The sequence below is a fragment of the Novosphingobium sp. Fuku2-ISO-50 genome (assembly GCF_001519055.1).
Lineage (GTDB): Bacteria > Pseudomonadota > Alphaproteobacteria > Sphingomonadales > Sphingomonadaceae > Novosphingobium.
Genome location: NZ_KQ954291.1, coordinates 15,156 through 34,339, shown reverse-complemented (window position 1 = coordinate 34,339; position 19,184 = coordinate 15,156). Strand labels below are relative to the sequence as shown.

At 66.7% G+C, this 19,184-nt stretch carries 11 protein-coding genes; 3 read left to right on the top strand and 8 right to left on the bottom strand.

Features of this window, described 5'->3' with window-relative positions; all coding sequences use genetic code 11:
• Positions 1-9: 9 nt before the first annotated feature.
• The 6 genes from AQZ50_RS10630 to xseA form a co-directional block, all read right to left on the bottom strand.
• Positions 10-543, bottom strand: coding sequence for a retropepsin-like aspartic protease family protein (locus AQZ50_RS10630; RefSeq protein ID WP_067746337.1), 534 nt, complete (start codon positions 541-543; stop codon positions 10-12).
• A gap of 18 nt (positions 544-561) precedes the next feature.
• Entirely contained in the window at positions 562-1,680 is a 1,119-nt protein-coding gene (ispG, locus tag AQZ50_RS10625; RefSeq protein ID WP_067746332.1) for a flavodoxin-dependent (E)-4-hydroxy-3-methylbut-2-enyl-diphosphate synthase, read from the bottom strand.
• 146 nt (positions 1,681-1,826) lie between these two features.
• The gene (locus AQZ50_RS10620) at positions 1,827-4,655 is read right to left on the bottom strand and encodes a TonB-dependent receptor domain-containing protein (RefSeq protein WP_067746331.1); all 2,829 of its coding nucleotides are present in this window, start codon (positions 4,653-4,655) and stop codon (positions 1,827-1,829) included.
• Positions 4,656-5,160: 505 nt separating this feature from the next.
• Entirely contained in the window at positions 5,161-6,015 is an 855-nt protein-coding gene (locus AQZ50_RS10615; RefSeq protein WP_067746329.1) for a M23 family metallopeptidase, read from the bottom strand.
• A complete protein-coding gene (locus tag AQZ50_RS10610) occupies positions 6,012-6,215 on the bottom strand; it encodes a DUF2093 domain-containing protein (RefSeq protein WP_067746327.1) in 204 nt (67 codons plus the stop codon). Before AQZ50_RS10610 ends, AQZ50_RS10615 begins: the two co-directional genes overlap by 4 nt.
• 26 nt (positions 6,216-6,241) lie before the next feature.
• On the bottom strand, positions 6,242-7,714 hold the full coding sequence (gene xseA / locus AQZ50_RS10605) for an exodeoxyribonuclease VII large subunit (protein ID WP_067746325.1): 1,473 nt from the start codon (positions 7,712-7,714) through the stop codon (positions 6,242-6,244).
• On the opposite strand from xseA, the gene purD reads away from it, so the two are divergent.
• The 3 genes from purD to pbpC all read left to right on the top strand — a co-directional run bounded on the left by purD (position 7,713) and on the right by pbpC (position 16,960).
• On the top strand, positions 7,713-8,993 hold the full coding sequence (purD, locus tag AQZ50_RS10600) for a phosphoribosylamine--glycine ligase (protein ID WP_067746323.1): 1,281 nt from the start codon (positions 7,713-7,715) through the stop codon (positions 8,991-8,993). The two genes, xseA and purD, sit on opposite strands and share 2 nt — an antisense overlap.
• Positions 8,994-9,062: 69 nt before the next feature.
• Entirely contained in the window at positions 9,063-14,852 is a 5,790-nt protein-coding gene (locus AQZ50_RS10595; RefSeq protein ID WP_197412464.1) for an Ig-like domain-containing alpha-2-macroglobulin family protein, read from the top strand.
• Positions 14,840-16,960 carry a penicillin-binding protein 1C gene (gene pbpC / locus AQZ50_RS10590; RefSeq protein ID WP_067746322.1) on the top strand — a complete coding sequence of 707 codons (2,121 nt, stop codon included), beginning with the start codon at positions 14,840-14,842 and terminating at the stop codon, positions 16,958-16,960. Before AQZ50_RS10595 ends, pbpC begins: the two co-directional genes overlap by 13 nt.
• Here the strand turns inward: pbpC and galK are convergent.
• The gene (gene galK, locus AQZ50_RS10585; RefSeq protein ID WP_067746321.1) at positions 16,947-18,095 is read right to left on the bottom strand and encodes a galactokinase; all 1,149 of its coding nucleotides are present in this window, start codon (positions 18,093-18,095) and stop codon (positions 16,947-16,949) included. The two genes, pbpC and galK, sit on opposite strands and share 14 nt — an antisense overlap.
• A complete protein-coding gene (locus tag AQZ50_RS10580; RefSeq protein WP_067746566.1) occupies positions 18,092-19,126 on the bottom strand; it encodes a UDP-glucose--hexose-1-phosphate uridylyltransferase in 1,035 nt (344 codons plus the stop codon). The genes galK and AQZ50_RS10580 overlap by 4 nt, the downstream gene beginning before the upstream one ends.
• Positions 19,127-19,184: the final 58 nt, after the last annotated feature.

Genomic DNA, 19,184 nt, shown 5'->3' with positions numbered 1-19,184 from the left:
GTTTACGCCCTAATGCCCGAGGACCATGCTGTCGCCGTTGATGTTGACCGATCCCATCCGCCGCAGCACCGATTGGCCAAGCAGGCTGGTGCGCAGCCCGCGCAGGACCACGGCATCGACGCCGGACAGATCCTGCCCGCCGATCTCGATCCGGTCGAGCCGCACGTGCGCGCCATAGCCCGGCCCCGAGGCCGTGTTGGCCACCCGGATATAGGCGGAAGGATCGATCGACAGCCCGACGGATTGGGCATCGGCCTCGCTCAGCGCGACACTGTCGGCGCCGGTATCGACAAGAAAGCTGACGGGGTGACCATTGACGTCGGCGACGAGATGGAATTGCCCGCTGCCGTCGCGGGCGATCGTCATGCCCCCGCCGCCCCCGCTCCCGCCATTACCGGGCGTTGGGGGCTCAGGCAGGCTGCCGTCTGCCGATGACGATTCCGGGGCCGATGTCGATCCGGGAACGCCGAGATGATCGAGCGACGGCGCAAACACCACCACCAGCACGAGCAGGCTGACAGCAAAGAGCAGATAGCGATGCATTCCGCGAAGCGCGTGCGCTCAGGCGACCGGTTCGGGCTGTGCGGCCTCGATTTCGGCCACTTTCGCCTCGACCAGCGCGACGATGTGATCAAGCATGTCGGCCGACTGGACATGATGGTCGGTCACGCCCGAAAGATAGACCATGTGCTTGCCGTTGCCGCCGCCGGTAATGCCGATGTCGGTTTCGCGCGCTTCGCCCGGCCCGTTGACGACGCAGCCCAGCACCGACAGCGAAATCGGCGTCTTGATATGCTGCAACCGCTTTTCCAGCGCCTCGACCGTGCGGATCACGTCGAACCCCTGCCGCGCGCACGAGGGACACGACACCACGCGCACGCCGCGTGTGCGCAGGCCCAGGCTCTTGAGGATTTCAAAGCCGACTCGCACTTCCTCTTCGGGCTCTGCCGACAGCGACACGCGCAAGGTATCGCCGATTCCGGCCCAGAGCATGTTGCCGATGCCGATCGAGGATTTGACCGTGCCGCCGATCAGCCCGCCGGCCTCGGTAATGCCCAGATGCAGCGGGCAATCGACCGCTTCGGCAAGGCCCATATAGGCCGCCACGGCAAGGAACACGTCGGAGGCCTTTACCGCGACTTTGTATTCGTGAAAATCATGGTCCTGCAACAGCTTGATATGATCGAGCGCGGATTCGACCAGAGCCTCGGGGCAGGGTTCGCCGTATTTTTCGAGCAAGTCCTTTTCCAGGCTGCCCGCGTTGACCCCGATGCGGATGGCGCAGCCGTTGGCCTTGGCCGCGCGCACCACTTCGGCGACACGGTCGCTGTTGCCGATATTGCCGGGATTGATGCGCAGGCACGCCGCCCCCGCATCCGCCGCTTCCAGCGCGCGCTTGTAGTGAAAATGGATGTCCGCGATCAGCGGCACGCGCGCCGCGCGCACGATCTGGCGAAACGCGGCGGTGCTCGCCTCATCGGGGCAGGACACCCGAATCAGATCGGCCCCGGCATCCTCGCAGCGGCGGATCTGATCGATCGTCGCGACCGCATCGGCGGTCGGCGTATTGGTCATGGTCTGGACCGTGATCGGGGCATCCCCGCCAACGGGGACCGCGCCAACCATGATCTGGCGGCTCTTGCGACGCGCGATATCGCGCCAGGGACGTAGGGATGACATGGCTGCGGCTATACGCCACCTGTCGCGCCGACGAAAGGGAGCATGGCGGCGGGTCGCTGATCCGGATGACCCCAAAAAAAGCGGGCCCGGTCGTTGCCGACCGGGCCCGCCTGATTTGGCAGAAATTCAAAGCGTCTCGACGAAGCTTAGAACTTCTTCGAAGCGCGAATGAACATCGTCCGCCCAAGCACGTCATACGTCGTCGGGAACGTGCTGCCCGCCGCCGAAGTCGCGCCGCTGGTGTCGCCGATGATCGGCGGCGTCTTGTCGAACACGTTCAACATGCCGACCGTGATGCCAAAGCCACCTTCGACGTTGAAGTTCACCGTTTCGTCGAAATAGTGAACCGCCGGGATCCGCGCGGTCAGAATGTTGGTCGAGCTGTCTTCCGACGTCGCACCGATCATGCGCCAGCGGGTGGTGAACTCGACCGGCTTCCAACCGAAGGTAACGCTGGCCACGTGCTTCCACTTCGGCGACGGCGTATCGCAGTCCGCGCCGAACTTGCCCGCGCACTGGATCGTCGTGGAGTTCACGATCTGATAGTTCGTGATCTGATACGTGCCCTGGAAATCAAGTGCGTAGTGGAAGTCGTCGTGACGTCCGCGACGGAAGTTGAAACCAAAGTCGAAGCCGCGGGTGCGCATCACCGCAACGTTGTTGTAAAGCGCGGGGACGCCGATCGTGGTGTCGCCGCTGAGCGAGCCGTCAAGCGGGTTGCGAACGATGCTCTTGCAGACGGAGCCGTTCGGATCCTGCTCTACGGAGAAGCACTGGTTCATCGTGACCGAGGTCGGCTCATAGACGATCGCGTTGGCGATCTTGATGTCATAGTAATCGACCGTGAGCGCAAGGCCGCGAATCTGCGTGGGTTCGATCACCGTACCAAAGGTGATGGTGTTCGCGTTTTCAGCCTTGAGGTTCGCGTTGCCGCCGTAGAACGCGTTGATCTGGCCGGAGATCGGTTCGGGGATATGGCCGATGGCCGATTGCGGAGCACCCTGCGCGACGCAGATTGCTGCAACTGTCGCCGAAACGCTCGTCCCGGCGCAGGGGTCGGTCCCGAGATTGCCGGTGCCGGCGCTGCGCGGCAGGTAGAGTTCGTAGAGGTTCGGCGCGCGAACCGCGCGCTGATAGTTGCCGCGGAACTTCAGCCCCAGGACCGGGCTCCAGTCGCCGCCGAACTTGTAAGCCGAAACACCGCCTGCAGTCGAATAGTGCGAATAGCGATAGCCGGCTTCGAAATTGAGCGCCTGGATAAGCGGCTTATCCTGAACCAAGGGCATATGGAATTCAAGGTATGCTTCCTTGACGTTATAGCTCTTGTTCGGAATGTTGTAGCCCTGACCGTAATAGATCAGATCGCCAGAGGCATAGGCATCGTTGACTTCGGTATCGGCGGTTTCACGACGATAGTCGACGCCGACAGAGATCGCCGCCGGCTTGGCTGCCAGAGGGCTTTGCAGAAAGCCGACGTCGCCCGAGATGTTGCCTTCGGCAACCAGCTGGCTGGTCTTGTCCGCCTCGGTCGCGTTGCGCAGCACATAGGCCAACGAAGCGGCAGAAAGCGGCGCGGTGCCGAACAGGTTCAGCGGCTGACAGCCCGCCGTCCGCGCCGCGGCGCTGCGGCATTCGGCCTGACCGTTCGGCCCGGCGATCACGTCGAGAGCGTCGGTAAGCGCGCTGTACGACAAGTCGTTTTCAAGCAGGTTGTACTTGTGAACTTCGGCATATTGCACCGAAGCATCCCACTTGAAGCCCCAGCCCAGATCGCCGCGCAGACCGCTCATCACCTGCCAGGTCTTGCTGGTGTGTTCTTCGACGCGACCGCCGGTTTCGACGATGCGGCGACGGATGCCGACAGTCGAGGTGCCGTCGGAATTGATCACCAGATTGGGATTGGCCGTGGTGTCGAAAAACGCTTCACGTTCTGCAGCGCTGAGCAGCGGGTTCGACGGGTCGATATTGAAGGAGAAACCCGCCGTCGCGGTCGGCGCCAGGGTGGTGACGACTTTGGTGTGCTGGTACATCGCGCGACCATACAGTTCGATCGCGTCGGTGATGTCGTAGTTCCACAGCGCGGTTGCGCCATAGCGTTCGAGCGGAACCTGCGCATAGTTGACCGGGTTGTAGTTGTAACCCTGAACATTGCTGGTCAATCCGCCCGAGGCAGTCACCTGCTGGCGGCCGGCGCCGGGGATGTCGAATGCCGTTGGCGTGGTGTTCGACGAGCCGCAGAACGATACGTTGTCGCCCGAGCACAGCACGCTGTTGCTGAAGCTGCGCTGGCCAAACTTGACGCCGTCGCGCTTGGACCAGTTGGCCGCGATGGTGAAGTGGCCGCGATCGCCGATCTTGAAGCCTGCTGCGCCGCTGACGTCATAGGTCGCGCCGTCGCCCTGGCCGGTAACTTGCGCGCCGCCATCGACTTTGAAGCCGGTGAACTTGTCATCGAGAACGAAGTTCACAACGCCCGAAATCGCGTCCGATCCGTAAACGGCCGATGCGCCGCCGGTCAGAACTTGAATGTTCTTGAGCAGGACGGTCGGGATCTGGTTGACGTCGACCGCGCCGGTCGAATCGTAGAACGGCAGACGCTTGCCATCCATCAGCACCAGCGTGCGCTTGGCGCCAAGGCCGCGCAAGTCGATCGTCGCCGCGCCGTCGCCGGGGTTGTTGCTCGCGCCGTTGGTGCCGGGCGCAAACTGAGGGTTGACCGACAGGATCTGTTCGACCGTGACGGTGTTGACCGCCTTGATCTTTTCGTCGGTGATCACGTCGACCGGGCTGGATGCCTGGAGATCGACGCGCGTGATGCGGGTTCCGGTGACGACGATTTCCTGGGGCGGTTGGGCCGCCGGTGCGTCGGCTGCGGGCGCCTCAGGTGCAGTCTGGGCAAATGCCGGGCCTGCCAGCATGGCAAGGCCCAGGGCTGCGCTGGCCACGCCGGCGTTCAGCTTGGACAAGGTATTCATAATGGTTCTAGCCCCTCTCAAGAATGGCAACCGACGGGCGGCTGCTCCTTTGCAGGACCAGGGGGCAACGCAAACGTCGACGCGACCACAGCAAGGTCAGCCAACTCATGTCATCCTGCGAAATCCCCCGGATGGATGGGGACTGGCAGGTTATCCCCCGTCTCGTAAAGGTCACGAAAGTGACATCTCAGAGGTTTTGTTCCCGATGTAACCATAATGCCACACTCGCGAGGCGTAGGGAGACGGCGCAATGCTCTTTGAAATGGTTGATTTATGTCAACCAAAGGCGGATTGAATGCGTGGGTGAAAAAGCGCCGGCAAGCCGCGGCGACACGCAACCTGTACGTCGAATTCACGACCGGCGGGGCCCGAGATGATCGCAGATTGCTTGCCGGAAAATATAATTTTATTACACATTGCGGCAATATTTCGGCAAAAAACGCCAAGCAAAGATGCATTTGAGACAGACGATTTCAAATGCGCCCCATGTGTTCGCTCGCTCCGATCACGCCAGAAACAGCAGCGGATCGAGCCTGTGGCCGTGCCAGGCCAGGCTCCAGTGCAAGTGTGGACCCGTTGCTCGCCCGGTCATGCCGACCTCGCCGATCGTTTGTCCCTGGCGCACCGCCTGCCCTTCGGTCACGGTCAGCGCGCGGGCATGGAGCATCGCGCTGTTGAGCCCCATGCCGTGATCGATGATGACCAGATGCCCTTCGAGCGTGAACGGATCGCCGGTAACGGCCAGCACGACCACGCCATCGGCGGGTGAACGAATCACCGCACCGGCCGGGGCGGCGATGTCCAGCCCGGAATGATAGGCCGCCGGAACCCCGCGAAACACGCGCTGCGCGCCAAATCGGCCCGAGAATGGCCCCGCCGCCGGGTGAATCATCGACTGGCGCCACCCTTGCGCGCCCCACCCTTGTGCTCTGGTGTCGCGGGTGCGCGCGGCGCTGATCTGCGCCAGCTCGCCCGATCGGCGGCGCGCGAATTCGGCGTCGGGCATGCCCGGCGGATGCATCGGGGTATCGACATGTTCGATCCGCCAGGCGCGCGGGGCAATCGACAGGGTCTGTCGGACATCGCCGCCTTGCGCCATCAGCGTCGCCGTCGGCGCGGCATCGCGGTCAAACGCGATCAGGAACGCCCCGTCGTCGGCAAAGCGGATCGCCATGCCGTCAAGCGCCAGGCTGGTCGTTCCCACAGGCACGCGCCCGCGCAACCACCCGCCCTGAGTCGCCTGCCCATAGAGTGAAAACGGCCCGTCTGGCGAAAACCGGTCGTCGGCGGCAAACGCTGGCCCCGCCGCCAGCGTTGCGGCGCAGACCAGCAGGGTGCGGCGCGTGACCGCGATCGTCACACTTGCCCGAGCAGCCGCTTGGTCGCGATTTCGCAACTGGCATAGGCTTCCTGCCGCTCCGCGCTCCAATAGCGCAGCATGTCGAGCGGGATCTGGACGCCCGTCACCGCGCACAGGACATGATCGCCCGCCGAAAGCTGGCGAAAGGTGCCGGGAAGATAGTGAAGCCGGGCCAGACGGCCGCCAGGAGGAGTCAGCATGTCGGTCCTGTAAGTCGCTTGGAGGTTCAAAGCAATTTCGGTTGTTGCGATGCTTTGTCGACCGGCGCGGCGCGGGGCTTTGCCGGTCTATGCGCCACAGGCTCGCCCCCGGCCGGAACGACCGTCAGCGACCCGTCGGCAAATTTCAGCGTAAGCTCGCTTTCTCCGGCGGCGGCGGCGCGCGTCTTGATCACCCGGCCCGCCGCATCGGTGACGAGCACATAGCCGCGCTGCAAGGGCGCCTCGGGATCGAGCGAGCGACGCAGACGGTCGAGCGCGTCAACCCGCCCGCGCGCGCTCTCGATCCGCTGCAACACGGCTTCGGGCCGCAGTCGCAGGGCGGACAGCCGTTCGCGCTCGCGCCGCAGCCGCGCTTCGAGCAAGGCCGGTCGCAAGGCCCCGGCGTAGCGCGCCAATTGCGCGGCGGCCAGTTCGGTGCGGTGCCCGAGCGAGCGGCGCAAGCGGTCACCCCAATCGTCGAGCCGCTGCACTTGCGCAGCCAACAACGCCTGCGGTTGGGGCAAACGGCGCGCGCGCTGATCGAGGCGTTCGCGCGCTTGTGTCAGATGGCGCCCGATCGCGCGCTGCCGCCGCGCCTCGAGATCGGCCAGCGTGCCCGCCAGCTCGGCGCGCACCGGCACGGCCATTTCGGCCGCCGCCGTGGGCGTCGGCGCGCGGCGGTCGGCGGCAAAGTCCGCCAGCGTGGTATCGGTTTCGTGACCCACCGCGCTGATCACCGGAATCGTCGATGCGGCAATCGCGCGCACCACCTCTTCCTCGTTGAAGGCCCACAAGTCCTCGATCGAGCCGCCGCCGCGCGCGACGATCACCAGATCGGGCCGCGGCACCGCGCCACCCGGAGCGATGTCCGAAAATCCGCGCACTGCCGCTGCGATCTGCGGCGCGGCGCCCTGTCCCTGGACGAGCACCGGCCAGACCACGACATGGCTGGGAAAGCGGTCGCGCAGACGATGCAGGATGTCGCGGATCACCGCGCCGGTCGGCGATGTCACCACCCCGATCACGCGCGGCAGATAGGGAATCGCCCGTTTGCGCCCGGCATCGAACAGCCCTTCGGCGGCCAGCCGCGCCTTGGTCTTTTCGAGCAAGGCGAGCAGCGCGCCTTCGCCCGCGATTTCCATCCGCTCGATGACGATCTGATAATTCGAGCGACCGGGATACGTCGTCAGCTTGCCCGTGGCGATGACTTCGATCCCGTCGGCGGGGGCAAACCCCAGCCGTTGAACGCTGCCGCGCCACATCACCCCGTCGAGCCGCGCGTTTTCATCCTTGAGGCTGCAATAGAGGTGCCCCGAGGCCGCGCGTTTCACCCCCGACAGCTCGCCGCGCACGCGCACGAAACCGAATCGATCCTCGACCGTGCGCTTCAGCAATTGCGACAGTTCGGAAATCGACATCGCCGGGGCGTTGTCGCCCGCCGCTTCCCTCGCTAACAGCGCTGAGCCGTCACTATCGTCGCTGGCGAAGGGAGTACTCATGAATATCCTGTTGCTCGGGGGAGGCGGTCGCGAACATGCGCTGGCCTGGAAACTGGCCCAAAGCCCGCTGCTGGGCAAGCTTCATGCCGCGCCGGGCAATCCGGGCATAGCCGATCATGCCCGATGCCACGCGCTCGATATGACCGATCATGGCGCAGTGACAGCCTTTTGCAACGACCATGGCGTCGATCTCGTGGTGATCGGGCCCGAGGCGCCGCTGGTCGATGGCCTCGCCGACAGTCTGCGCGGCGCAGGCGTCAGCGTGTTTGGTCCCTCGCAGGCCGCCGCGCAGCTCGAAGGGTCGAAAGGCTTTACCAAGGATCTGTGCCTGCGCGCAGGGATTCCCACCGCGGGCTATGTGCGCGCCACTTCCCAGGCCGAGGCGCTGGCCGCGCTCGACAGCTTTGGCCTGCCGGTGGTGATCAAGGCCGATGGGCTTGCCGCAGGCAAGGGCGTCGTCATTGCCGAAACCGCCGACGAAGCGCGCGAAGCGATCATCGACATGTTCGGCGGCCATTTCGGCAGCGCGGGCGCCGAAGTGGTGATCGAGGAATTCATGACCGGCGAAGAGGCCAGCTTCTTTGCGCTGACCGACGGGGCGACGATCGTCGCGTTCGGATCGGCGCAGGATCACAAGCGAGTCGGCGACGGCGATACCGGCCCCAATACCGGCGGCATGGGCGCCTACAGCCCGGCGCGCGTGCTGACCCCGGAGCTTGAGCGTGAGACGCTGACCCGGATCATCGCGCCCACGGTCAAGGCGATGGCCGATGCCGGAACGCCGTATTCGGGCGTGCTCTATGCCGGGCTGATGCTGACCGAGGATGGGCCCAGGCTGATCGAATACAATTGCCGCTTTGGCGATCCCGAATGCCAGGTGCTGATGCTGCGGCTGCAAAGCGATCTGGTCGAGCTGCTTTCGGCGGTTGCGGACAACCGGCTGGCCGCGATCGCGCCGCCCGACTTTTCGCCCGATCCCGCGCTGACCGTGGTCATGGCGGCCGGCGGCTATCCCGGCACCCCGGTCAAGGGCGGGATGATCGCCGACATCGCGCTTGCCGAAGCGCATGGGGCCAAAGTGTTTCACGCCGGAACCATCCGCGACGATCAGGGCGTCCTGCGCGCGAGCGGCGGGCGCGTGCTCAATGTCTCGGCGCGCGGTGCCACCGTGCGCGCGGCGCGCGATCTGGCCTATGACGCGGTCGATGCGATCGATTTCGCCGACGGGTTCTGCCGCCGCGACATCGGCTGGCGCGAAATCGCGCGCGAAAGCGAATGATCCGGATCGCGATGGACAAAGGGCCCGTTTGACGAGACTTTGCCTGCGGCGAATCGTCGGGGGCGGGGTATGGCAAATCGGGTGCGCTGGGTCTGGAGGCTGTGCCTGGCGCTGCTGATCGTGCTGCCGCTGGCGGCGCGGGGCGATTTGCCGCCGCAAGTGGTCATGGCAACGCCCGGCAGCAACGGGGCGATGAGCGGGACGATCGACCGCTTTACCCTGCGCTTTTCCGAAGCGATGGTCGCGCTGGGCGATCTGCGCGCCATCGCGCCCGCCACCAGCACGTGCCCCGCTATCGCATCCGGGGGCGGTGGCCACTGGGTCGATGCGCAGACCTGGGTGCTGGAATTTGCGCCCGCGCTGCCGCCTGCGACCCGCTGCACGGTCACTTTGCGCGAGACGCTGGCGACTTTGGCAGGCGCACGCATCCTGGGCCTCAGACAGTTTTCGCTCGATACCGCCGGGCCTTCGGTTCGCGCAGTCCTTGCGCCGGGCGAAGACGGCAGCGCGATCGACGAGGATCAGGTGTTTCTCGTCGCGACGAATGGCCGGGCGGACGTGGCCTCGGTCGCGGCCCATGCCTCGTGCGCGATCGACGGGGTGGGCGAGGCGGCGGCGGTCGATGTCCTGCCGCAGGGCACGGCGGCCAGAGTGCTCGACGGTCTTGGCCACCACGACTGGCACCGCCGCAATTTCCTCGACAGCGCGGGGATTCCGCCGTCAGCCGGGGGGCAGGCGCTCGACAGCGTGCTTGCGCTCAAATGCCGCCGCCCGCTGCCGCCCAACCATGACATGGCGCTCGTCTGGCCGCATCAGATCAGCGATCCCCACGGCGTTCCGGCGGGGCGTGATCAGCGGTTCGATTTCACGGTGCGCGCCGCTTTCGATGCGCGATTCGAATGCAGCCGGATCAACGGCAAGGCGGGGTGCAGCCCGATCACGGCGGCGCACCTGGTCTTTGCCTCGGGCGTCGACCGCGCCACGGCGCTGGCTGTGCGGCTTAAACTGGCCGACGGCAGCGAGCGCAGCCCGACGCTGGATGATGATCAGCGCAATGCCGCCGAAGTGACCACGCTCGATTTTGCAGGGCCATTCCCCGCCGACAGCGACGCGCATGTCGTGCTGCCGGGCGGGATTCACGACTTGTCGGGGCGCATGCTGGCCAATGCCGCGCGCTTTCCGCTGGCCGTCCATTTCGATCCCGCCCCGCCGCTGATCAAATTCGCCGCGCCGTTCGGCATTATCGAGGCCAACGAGGGCGATGCCTTGCCGGTCACGGTGCGTGCGGTCGAGCCCACGCTCGGCGCGCATGTCACCGCGATTGCGGGCACGAGCAGCCGCATTGCCGACGATGACCGCACGATCGCCGAATGGCTGCGCAAAGTCGCCGCGGCCAATGAAGACGACTATGAGACGATTGACAAACCGGGCGGCAAATCGGTGACGATCAACCACACCGGGGAAAAGCCGATCCTGCCCGCCGGCACCCCGGTCAGGATCGGGCTGCCGGGCAAAGGCCGCGATTTCGAAGTGATCGGCATTCCTTTGGGGGGCAAGGGATTCCACGTCGTCGAAATGGCGAGCCCCGCGCTGGGTGCGTCTTTGCTCGGTCGGCGTGTGCCGCGCTACGTCGCGAGCGCCGCGCTGGTCACCGACATGGCGGTTCATTTCAAATGGGGCCGCGAAAGCTCGCTGGTCTGGGTCACGCGCCTGTCCACCGGGCTGCCGGTCGGCCATGCCGCGATCCGCATCGGCGATTCGTGCGACGGGCGCCAGCTTGCGTCCGGATTGACCGATGCCAGCGGGCGCATGGCGGTTCACGGCGGCCTGCCCGCGCCGACGATGAACGATGGGTGCAAAAGCGGCGGGGACGGCGGGGACGGGGACAGAGGGGACGGGGACAGCAATCATCCGCTGATCGTGTCGGCGCGGGCCGATGGCGATATGAGCTTTGTCCTGTCGAGCTGGGACAAGGGCATTTCGCCTTATGATTTCGAGATGCCCTATGGCCGGGCGGACGAGCGCGACATCATTCATACCGTGTTTGATCGCGCGCTGGTGCGCGTGGGCGAGACGGTCCATTTCCGCCATATCGTGCGCCACCCGATCGGTGCCGGGTTTGCCTTTGGACAAGGCTTTACGGGCACGCTGGTCTTTTCGCACGAGGGATCGGACACGCGCTTTACCCAAGCCGTGACGATCAACGGCAGCTCGGGCGGCGATGGCGAATGGACCGTGCCGCAAGGCGCGCCGCTGGGCGATTATGCGCTAAGCTTTGAAACCGGGGGCAGGACGATCGACACCGGGCAGACGATCCGCGTCGATGAATATCGCCTGCCGACGATGCGCGCGACCATTTCCGGCCCGAGCGAAGCCATGGTGCAGCCTTCGACAGTGCCGCTGTCGCTGTTTGTCGGATATTTGTCGGGCGGGGGCGCCGGGCAATTGCCGGTAACCGTGCGCAGCCAGTTCAGCACCTGGTTCCCCACGCCCAAAGGCTGGGACGCCTATACTTTCGGCGGCGACGCCGTGGCTGAAGGGACGCGCCCGCTGGGCGGGGGCGAAGGCGGCGCGGATGAAGGCGGGGACAATGCAACGCTGCCCTATGCCCAGACTCTGCCCGCGACATTGGGCGCGGACGGCACCGCGCGCGCCGATATTGCGGTCAATCGCGCGGTGACCCGTCCGCTCAGCCTGACGGTCGAGATGGATTACCCCGACGCCAATGGCCAGACGATGACCGCGTCGCGCTATCTGCGGCTCTATCCGGCGGCTTTGCAGGTCGGGATCAGGACCGACGGCTGGATGATGCGCGACGATGACTTGCGGCTGCAGACGGTCGTGCTCGATCTTGCCGACAAGCCGGTCGCGGGGGCCCAAGTCCACATCGATCTCTATACGCGCGAAACGATCACCGCGCGGCGGCGGCTGATCGGCGGGTTCTATGCCTATGACAATCAGGAAAAGATCACGCGTCTGTCCGGCGGCTGCAGCGCGAGCAGCGATGGCACCGGGCGCGCCGATTGCCGCCTTGCGCCGGGCATTTCGGGCGAAGTGATCGCGGTGGCGCGGGTGACCGACGCGCAAGGCCACGAAACGCGCGCGGTGCGCACCGTCTGGCTGGCCGGAAAAGACGCCTGGTGGTTTGGCGGCGACAACGGCGACCGCATGGACGTGATCCCCGAACAGACCGAATACAAGGCGGGTGACATGGCCCGGTTTCAGGTGCGCATGCCGTTTCGAGAGGCGACCGCGCTGGTCACGGTCGAGCGCGAAGGCGTGTTGTCGAGCTTTGTCACCACATTGTCGGGCACCGACCCGGTGGTGACCGTGGCGATGCCGGGCGATTATGCGCCCAATGTCTTTGTCTCGGTCTTGGCGGTGCGCGGGCGTGTCGGCGGATGGAGCTTGTGGCTGGCCGACTTTGCGCGGCGCTGGCATTTGCCGTTTTTCGGGCAGGACGCTGCGGCGCCCACGGCCACGGTCGATCTTGCCAGGCCGAGCTATCGCCTCGGCATGGCGCAAGTCCGTGTCGGCTGGGATGCGCATCGGCTGGCGGTCACGGTCGGCGCCGATCGGGCGCGCTATCGCGTGCGCGACACGATGCATGTTGCGATCGGGGTCAAACGCCCCGACGGCAGCCCCGCGCCGGGGGCCGATGTCACGCTGGTGGCGGTGGACGAGGCGCTGTTGCAATTGATGCCCAATCCCAGTTGGGATGTGCTCTCGGCGATGATGGGCGAGCGCAATCTCGAAGTGGTGACCTCGACCGCGCAGATGCAGGTCGTGGGCAAGCGGCATTACGGGCGCAAGGCGGTTGCGGCGGGCGGCGGGGGCGGCGATGCCTCGGGCGTCAATCGCGAAAATTTTCAGCCGGTCCTGCTGTGGCGCGGGCATGTCGCGCTCGATGCGCGCGGTGAAGCGCATGTCGATGTGCCGCTGTCCGACGCGCTGTCGCGGTTTCGCCTTGTCGTGGTGGCGACCGACGGCGCGCAGATGTTCGGCACCGGGCAGACCAGCGTGCGCACGGCGCAAGATCTTTCGATCTATCCCGGACTGCCCGATATCGTACGCACCGGCGATCGCTATGACGCGGTGTTTACCCTGCGCAACGGATCGGATCACGCGATGACGGTGACCGCGCAGCCGACGATCAGCCCGGCGGTGGCGCATGCCGGGCCGCTGACTCTGACCATTCCGGCGGGCGCGGCAGGGCGGATGCGCTGGGGCCTCAATGCGCCCGCCGCGACCGGTACACTGATCTGGACGCTCAAGGCGCAAAGCGGCGACGGCAAGGCGCGCGACAGCGTGATCGCGCGGCAGGACGTTATCCCCGCCGTGCCCGAAGAAGTCGTCATGGCCAGCCTGATGCGCGTCGGCGATCCGCCGCCGACCATCGCCGTTCCCCAGGGCGCCATGCCCGGCGGGGCGGTCATGGTCGATCTTGCCGATACGCTGGCCGCGCCGCTCGATGGCGTGCGCCGGTATATGACCGTCTATCCCTACAATTGCCTCGAACAACGGCTGTCGCGGATCGTCGCCAATTCCGATGCGGCGGGCTGGACGGCGCTGGCCGCCGCGCTGCCGACCTATCTCGATGGCGACGGGCTGGCGCGCTATTGGCCCGACGCGGGGCAAGCCGGTTCGCCCGAACTGACCGCCTATATCGTGGCCACGACGAGCACGGCGGGGCTGGCGCTGCCCAATGATGCGCGCGCGAAAATGATCGCGGCGCTGCGCCGCGTGGTGGCCGGGCAGATCCATCGCGACCGGCCTTACCCAATCGACGAGCGGCCCTTGCGCATTGCCGCGCTTGCCGCGCTGGCGCGGGCCGATGCGGCCGATCCCGAGCTTGTCGCGCGGATCGACATGGTGCCTGCCGACATGCCCACCGGCGCGCTGGCCGACTGGATGGTGACGCTCGACCGGGTTCGTGGCGTTGCCAATGTCGGCCCCTTGCGCGCGGCGGCGGCGGGCGAATTGCGCAGGCGGCTGGTCTATGGCGGCACGCGGCTCGATCTGGTCGATCGCGCGCGCGCGCCATGGTGGATGATGGTCAGCGCCGATGACATGGCGATCCATGCGCTCGATGCGGTCATCGGTCGGCCAGACTGGGCGGCGGAGGTGCCCCGGATGATGGCGGGCATCGCCGCGCGGCAGATGCATGGCGCCTGGGACACGACTCCGGCCAATGCCTGGGGCACGCTGGTCACGCGCCGCTTTGCCGCCGCCTATCCCGCCGCCGCGATCGGGGGGACGACGCATGTCGCGCTGGCCGGGCATGCCTTCGACGTCGCATGGCCGCGCCGTGGCGATGCCGCGCCCTTGCGCCTGCCGCTGGCCACGGGGCCGCTGACTCTGTCGCAAAGCGGTGGGCAGGGGCCCTGGGCCACGGTCAGCATTCGCGCCGCCGTGCCGCTGAAAAGCCCGTTGTTTGCCGGTTATCGCCTGACCCGCAGCGTCAGCGTGATCTCGGCGCGTCAGCCGGGGCGGCTGACCCAGGGCGACGTTGTGCGCGTCCATCTGGAAATCGATGCCGATGCCGGGCGTACCTGGGTCGCGCTGAGCGATCCCTTGCCGCCGGGCGCGGTGGTCATGTCCAGCCTCGGCGGACAGTCGCAGATCCTGCAGCAGGGCAATCACGGCGAAGGCGTCTGGCCGGCGTGGGTCGAAGGCGGGCGCGATGCCTGGCGGGCCTATTTCGACTGGCTGCCGCAAGGGCATAGCGTGGTCGAATATACCGTGCGGCTGAACAGCGCCGGGCAATTCACGCTGCCGCCCGCGCGCGTCGAGGCGATGTATGCCCCGGCGATCCACGCGGCGCTGCCGATTGCCCCGGTCACGGTATGGAGCCGGTAACACGGCGGCGCGCCGCATTCGGCCTGTTGGCGCTGGGCCTGCTGGCGCTTGGCTGGCTTGAATGGCGCACGATGCCGCCGTCGGTGCCCGACTTCGTGGCATTTCGCGGGGCATGGCCGCCGAGCGAGGCCTGGCTTTACGATCGCAACGGTCGCCTGCTCGACGAAGCGCGGGTTGATTTCAGCGTGCGGCGGCTGGGCTGGACGCGGCGCGAAGATGTTGCCCCGGCGCTGACGCGGGCATTGGTCGCGACCGAAGACCGGCGCTTTGCCTTTCACGGCGGGGTCGACTGGCTGGCCATGGCGGGGGTTGCGCGCGACCGGATTGCAGGCCGTCGCCCGCGCGGCGCTTCGACTTTGACCATGCAGTTGGCCGGATTTCTCTGGCCGGAGATCGGTCGGCCCGGACATCGCTCGGGGTGGGACAAACTGCGCCAGATGCGCGCGGCCTGGGCCATCGAAAGCCGCTGGACCAAGCCGCAGATCCTTGAGGCCTATCTCAATCTCGCGCCGTTTCGCGGCGAGACCCAGGGCGTGGCGGCAGGCGCGGCCGCGCTGTTTGCCAAGCCGCCCGCAGCGCTCGACCGGCGCGAGGCGGCGATCATGGTTGCGCTGTTGCGCGATCCTGCCGCGCCGCCGGTCGATCTGGCCCGCCGCGCTTGCCGTCTGGTTCCGTCAGGCGAATGTCCGGGGCTGTTGCCTCTGGCGCAAAATGCCGGCGTTGATTCCGGGTTGCGCGGGATGGATCCGGGGATGGCGCCGCATCTGGCCGCGCATCTGCTGATCAGGCCGGGAATGCGGGTGATCACCACGCTCGATGCGCGGGTACAGGACATGGCCGCGACCGCGCTGCGCCATCAATTGCAGGGCCTTGGCCCCCGCCGCGCGCGCGATGGCGCGGTGGTGGTGGTCGACAATGCCGACGGGCGGGTGCTGGCTTATGTCGGGGGCGTCGGACTGGGCTCGACCGCGGCCCAAGTCGACGGCGCAGCAGCCCCCCGCCAGGCGGGATCGACGCTCAAGCCGCATCTCTATGCGCAGCTGATCGAGCGTAAATGGCTGACCGCTGCCTCGATCCTCGACGATTCGCCGGTGCAATTGGATACCGCTTCGGGGCTCTATGTCCCGCAAAACTACGACAAGGCGTTCATGGGGCCGGTCTCGGTGCGGCGCGCGCTGGCCAATTCGCTCAATGTCCCGGCGGTGCGCGCGCTGTTGCTCGACGGGGTGCAGGATTTCCGCGATCGGCTTTTCGACCTTGGCTTTGGCGGGCTCGACAGCGATGGCGGCTATTACGGCTATTCGCTGGCGCTGGGCTCGGCGGAAGTGACTCTGCTCGATCAGGCCAATGCCTATCGCACTTTGGCGAACCTTGGCCGCTGGTCGCCGCTCAGGCTGCGCGCGGATGATCCGGCAGGCGAGAGCCGACGCGTGATCGATCCGCGTGCGGCGTGGATCGTGGGCGACATCCTGTCCGATGCGGGGGCGCGGGCGGGTACGTTCGGAGTCGATTCGGCGCTGCGCCTGCCGTTTTGGGCAGCGGCCAAGACCGGCACATCGAAAGCCATGCGCGACAACTGGTGCATCGGCTATTCCGACCGGTTTACCGTCGCGGTGTGGGTCGGCAATCTGGAGGGCGATCCGATGCGCGCGGTTTCGGGCACCAGCGGCGCGGCGCCGGTCTGGCGCGATGTCATGCTGGCGCTGCATCAGGACCGCCCCGGCCGTCAACCGCCGCGCCCTGCCGGGATCACCGCGTCGACGGTGCATTTTCAGACGGGCAGCGAAGGCGCGCGGTCCGAATGGTTTCTGGCCGGAACTGCGCAAGGGGTCATCCGCGCCGAACCGGCATTTGCGCACCGCCCGCGCATCACCAACCCGGTCTCGGGCGCGGTCTACGCCTGGGATCCCGACATTCCGCCTGCGTATCAGGCGATCGGCATCGGGCTGAGCGGCGAATCCGCCGGACTTCGGCTCAGCCTCGACGGGCGCGACCTCGGCCCTGCCGGTGTGGGTCTGCAAATGCCGCTGGTCCCCGGCGCCCATGTCCTGACTCTGGTCGAAACGGGCGGCCACGCGCTCGACCGGGTGCGCTTTATCGTGCGATGACTGCGGCGCCGGCTGCGGGTGTCTCGACGCGGACGTCGGGCAAGGCGCCATCGGGAGTGCGATAGTTCGCAAGCACGGCGTTGCGCGCGGTTTCGACACGCGCGCGGCGCATGATTGCGACCACCGCGCCGCCAAACCCGCCGCCGGTCTGCCGCGCGCCGCCTTCGTCGCCGATCGCGGTGTTGAGCAAGCCTGCCAGCGAGTCGGTATGCGGTACGGTGATGGCAAAATCGGCGGCCTGCGACAGATGCGATTCGCGCATCAGCCGACCGGTTGCGATCAGATCGTCCGCCGCGAGCGCCTCGGCGGCTTCGCGCGTGCGGCGGTTGTCGCCGATGACATGGCGCGCGCGGCGCCAGGCACGCTCATCGAGACCGCCTTGCGCCGCCGCCAGCATGGCCTCGTCGGCATCGCGCAGGGCGGCAACCCCCATGAACGCGGCGGCGCGTTCGCATTCGGCGCGCCGTGTGTTGTATTCGCCATCGACCAGCCCGCGCCGCACGCCCGATTGCACGATCATGATCGCGATGTCGTCGGGCAGCGGAATCTGGCGCAAGGCGAGCGAGCGGCAATCGATCAGCAAGGCATGGCCGGCGGTGGTCGCCGCGCTGGCAATCTGATCGAGATTGCCGCAGCGCACGCCGGGAAAGCCGCATTCGGCGCGCTGGGCCAGCAAGGCGATGTCAAGCGCGCGCCAGCTCTGCCCGGCTGCGGCAAGCAAGGCGTGAGTCAGCGCGACTTCGAGGCTGGCGGACGAAGACAGCCCGGTGCCGCGCGCAATCGAGCCGGCAATCGCCAGCGCGCCGCCGGGCACGGCGACCCCGGCGCGGCGCAGTTCATCGACAACGCCGCGCACATAATTGCGCCAGCCGCCTTCGGTATGCGGGGAGACCGTGGCGGGATCGAAACAGTCGCTTTCCCCGAAATCGAGCGCCGCAACGCGCAAGTCGGCGCCCGCTTCCGGCAGGAACGCCACGCGGGTTTCCGGCCCGATTGCCACCGGCATGGCAAAACCGTCGTTGTAATCGGTGTGCTCGCCGATCAGATTGACTCGCCCCGGCGCGCGCGCCTCGATCAGCGGCGCGGCGCCATAGGCTTCGGCAAACCCCGTGCGCAGACGAGCGGACAAGCTCATGCCTCGGCTCCATTGACCGGCATTGCCTCGCGCAGGCGCAAGGCTGCGGTTTCCGGAGTCAGGTCGCGCTGCGGCTCGGCCAGCATTTCAAAGCCGACCATGAATTTGCGCACCGAGGCCGAACGGAGCAGCGGCGGATAGAAATGCGCATGCAGCCGCCAGTGCGGCGCGTCGCCGGTGCCGGGCGCCTGATGCCAGCCCATCGAATAAGGCATCGAACAATCGAACAAGGCATCATAGCGCCCGGTCACCACGCGCAGCATCCGCGCCAGCGCATCGCGTGCATCGTCGTTCAGCTCTTGCAGCCGCCCGACCCGATCGCGCGCGATCAGCAGCACTTCGAACGGCCAGGCCGCCCAGAACGGCACCACGGCGAGCCAGTCATCATTGGCCGCGACCACGCGCGTCCCTTCGGCCCGTTCGCGCGTTGCCACCGCATCGAGCAACGCGCTGCCATGCAGGGCATGCCATGCCGCCTGTTCGCGCTCCTCGTCGGCCAGTTCGCTCGGCACGAAATCGCTCGCCCAGATCTGGCCATGGGGATGCGGGCTCGAACAGCCCATCATCGCGCCCTTGTTTTCGAACACCTGAACACTGGGATAAAGCGCGCCCAGCTCCGCCGATTGCGCCGCCCAGGTGTCGACCAGAGCGCGCACCGCCGCTTCGTCGAGATCGGGCAGCGTCTTTGCATGGTCGGGCGAATAGCAGATCACGCGCGACGTCCCGCGCGCAGGCGCAATCGCAAACAGGTCATCGCCTGTCGCAGGCGCGGGTGTATCGGGCATCAGCGCGGGAAAATCGTTGGGAAAGACGAATGTCGCCGGATAGGCGGGATTGGTTTCGCCGCCCGTGCGCCGATTGCCCGGACACAAATAGCAGCCGGGGTCATACGAGGGCCCGCCGCGCGGGGCCGGATCGCCGGTTTCGCCCTGCCACGGCCGCTTGGCGCGGTGCGGAGAAACCAGCACCCAGCGCCCGGTCAGCAGATTGCGTCGGCGGTGCGGATGATCGAGCGGATCAAAAACGGTCATGCCGCGCGATAGCATCACGCGGCATGACGGCGCAGACCTCAATCGCCCCGCGCAATCC

What these genes read in the sequence shown, in the direction of transcription:
- AQZ50_RS10580 (WP_067746566.1), bottom strand. Translation starts at nt 19,126, where the DNA reads ATGACCGTTTTTGATCCGCTCGATCATCCGCACCGCCGACGCAATCTG.
- galK (WP_067746321.1), bottom strand. Translation starts at nt 18,095, where the DNA reads ATGAGCTTGTCCGCTCGTCTGCGCACGGGGTTTGCCGAAGCCTATGGC.
- xseA (WP_067746325.1), bottom strand. Translation starts at nt 7,714, where the DNA reads ATGAGTACTCCCTTCGCCAGCGACGATAGTGACGGCTCAGCGCTGTTA.
- ispG (WP_067746332.1), bottom strand. Translation starts at nt 1,680, where the DNA reads ATGTCATCCCTACGTCCCTGGCGCGATATCGCGCGTCGCAAGAGCCGC.
- AQZ50_RS10610 (WP_067746327.1), bottom strand. Translation starts at nt 6,215, where the DNA reads ATGCTGACTCCTCCTGGCGGCCGTCTGGCCCGGCTTCACTATCTTCCC.
- AQZ50_RS10630 (WP_067746337.1), bottom strand. Translation starts at nt 543, where the DNA reads ATGCATCGCTATCTGCTCTTTGCTGTCAGCCTGCTCGTGCTGGTGGTG.
- AQZ50_RS10620 (WP_067746331.1), bottom strand. Translation starts at nt 4,655, where the DNA reads ATGAATACCTTGTCCAAGCTGAACGCCGGCGTGGCCAGCGCAGCCCTG.
- AQZ50_RS10595 (WP_197412464.1), top strand. Translation starts at nt 9,063, where the DNA reads ATGGCAAATCGGGTGCGCTGGGTCTGGAGGCTGTGCCTGGCGCTGCTG.
- purD (WP_067746323.1), top strand. Translation starts at nt 7,713, where the DNA reads ATGAATATCCTGTTGCTCGGGGGAGGCGGTCGCGAACATGCGCTGGCC.
- pbpC (WP_067746322.1), top strand. Translation starts at nt 14,840, where the DNA reads ATGGAGCCGGTAACACGGCGGCGCGCCGCATTCGGCCTGTTGGCGCTG.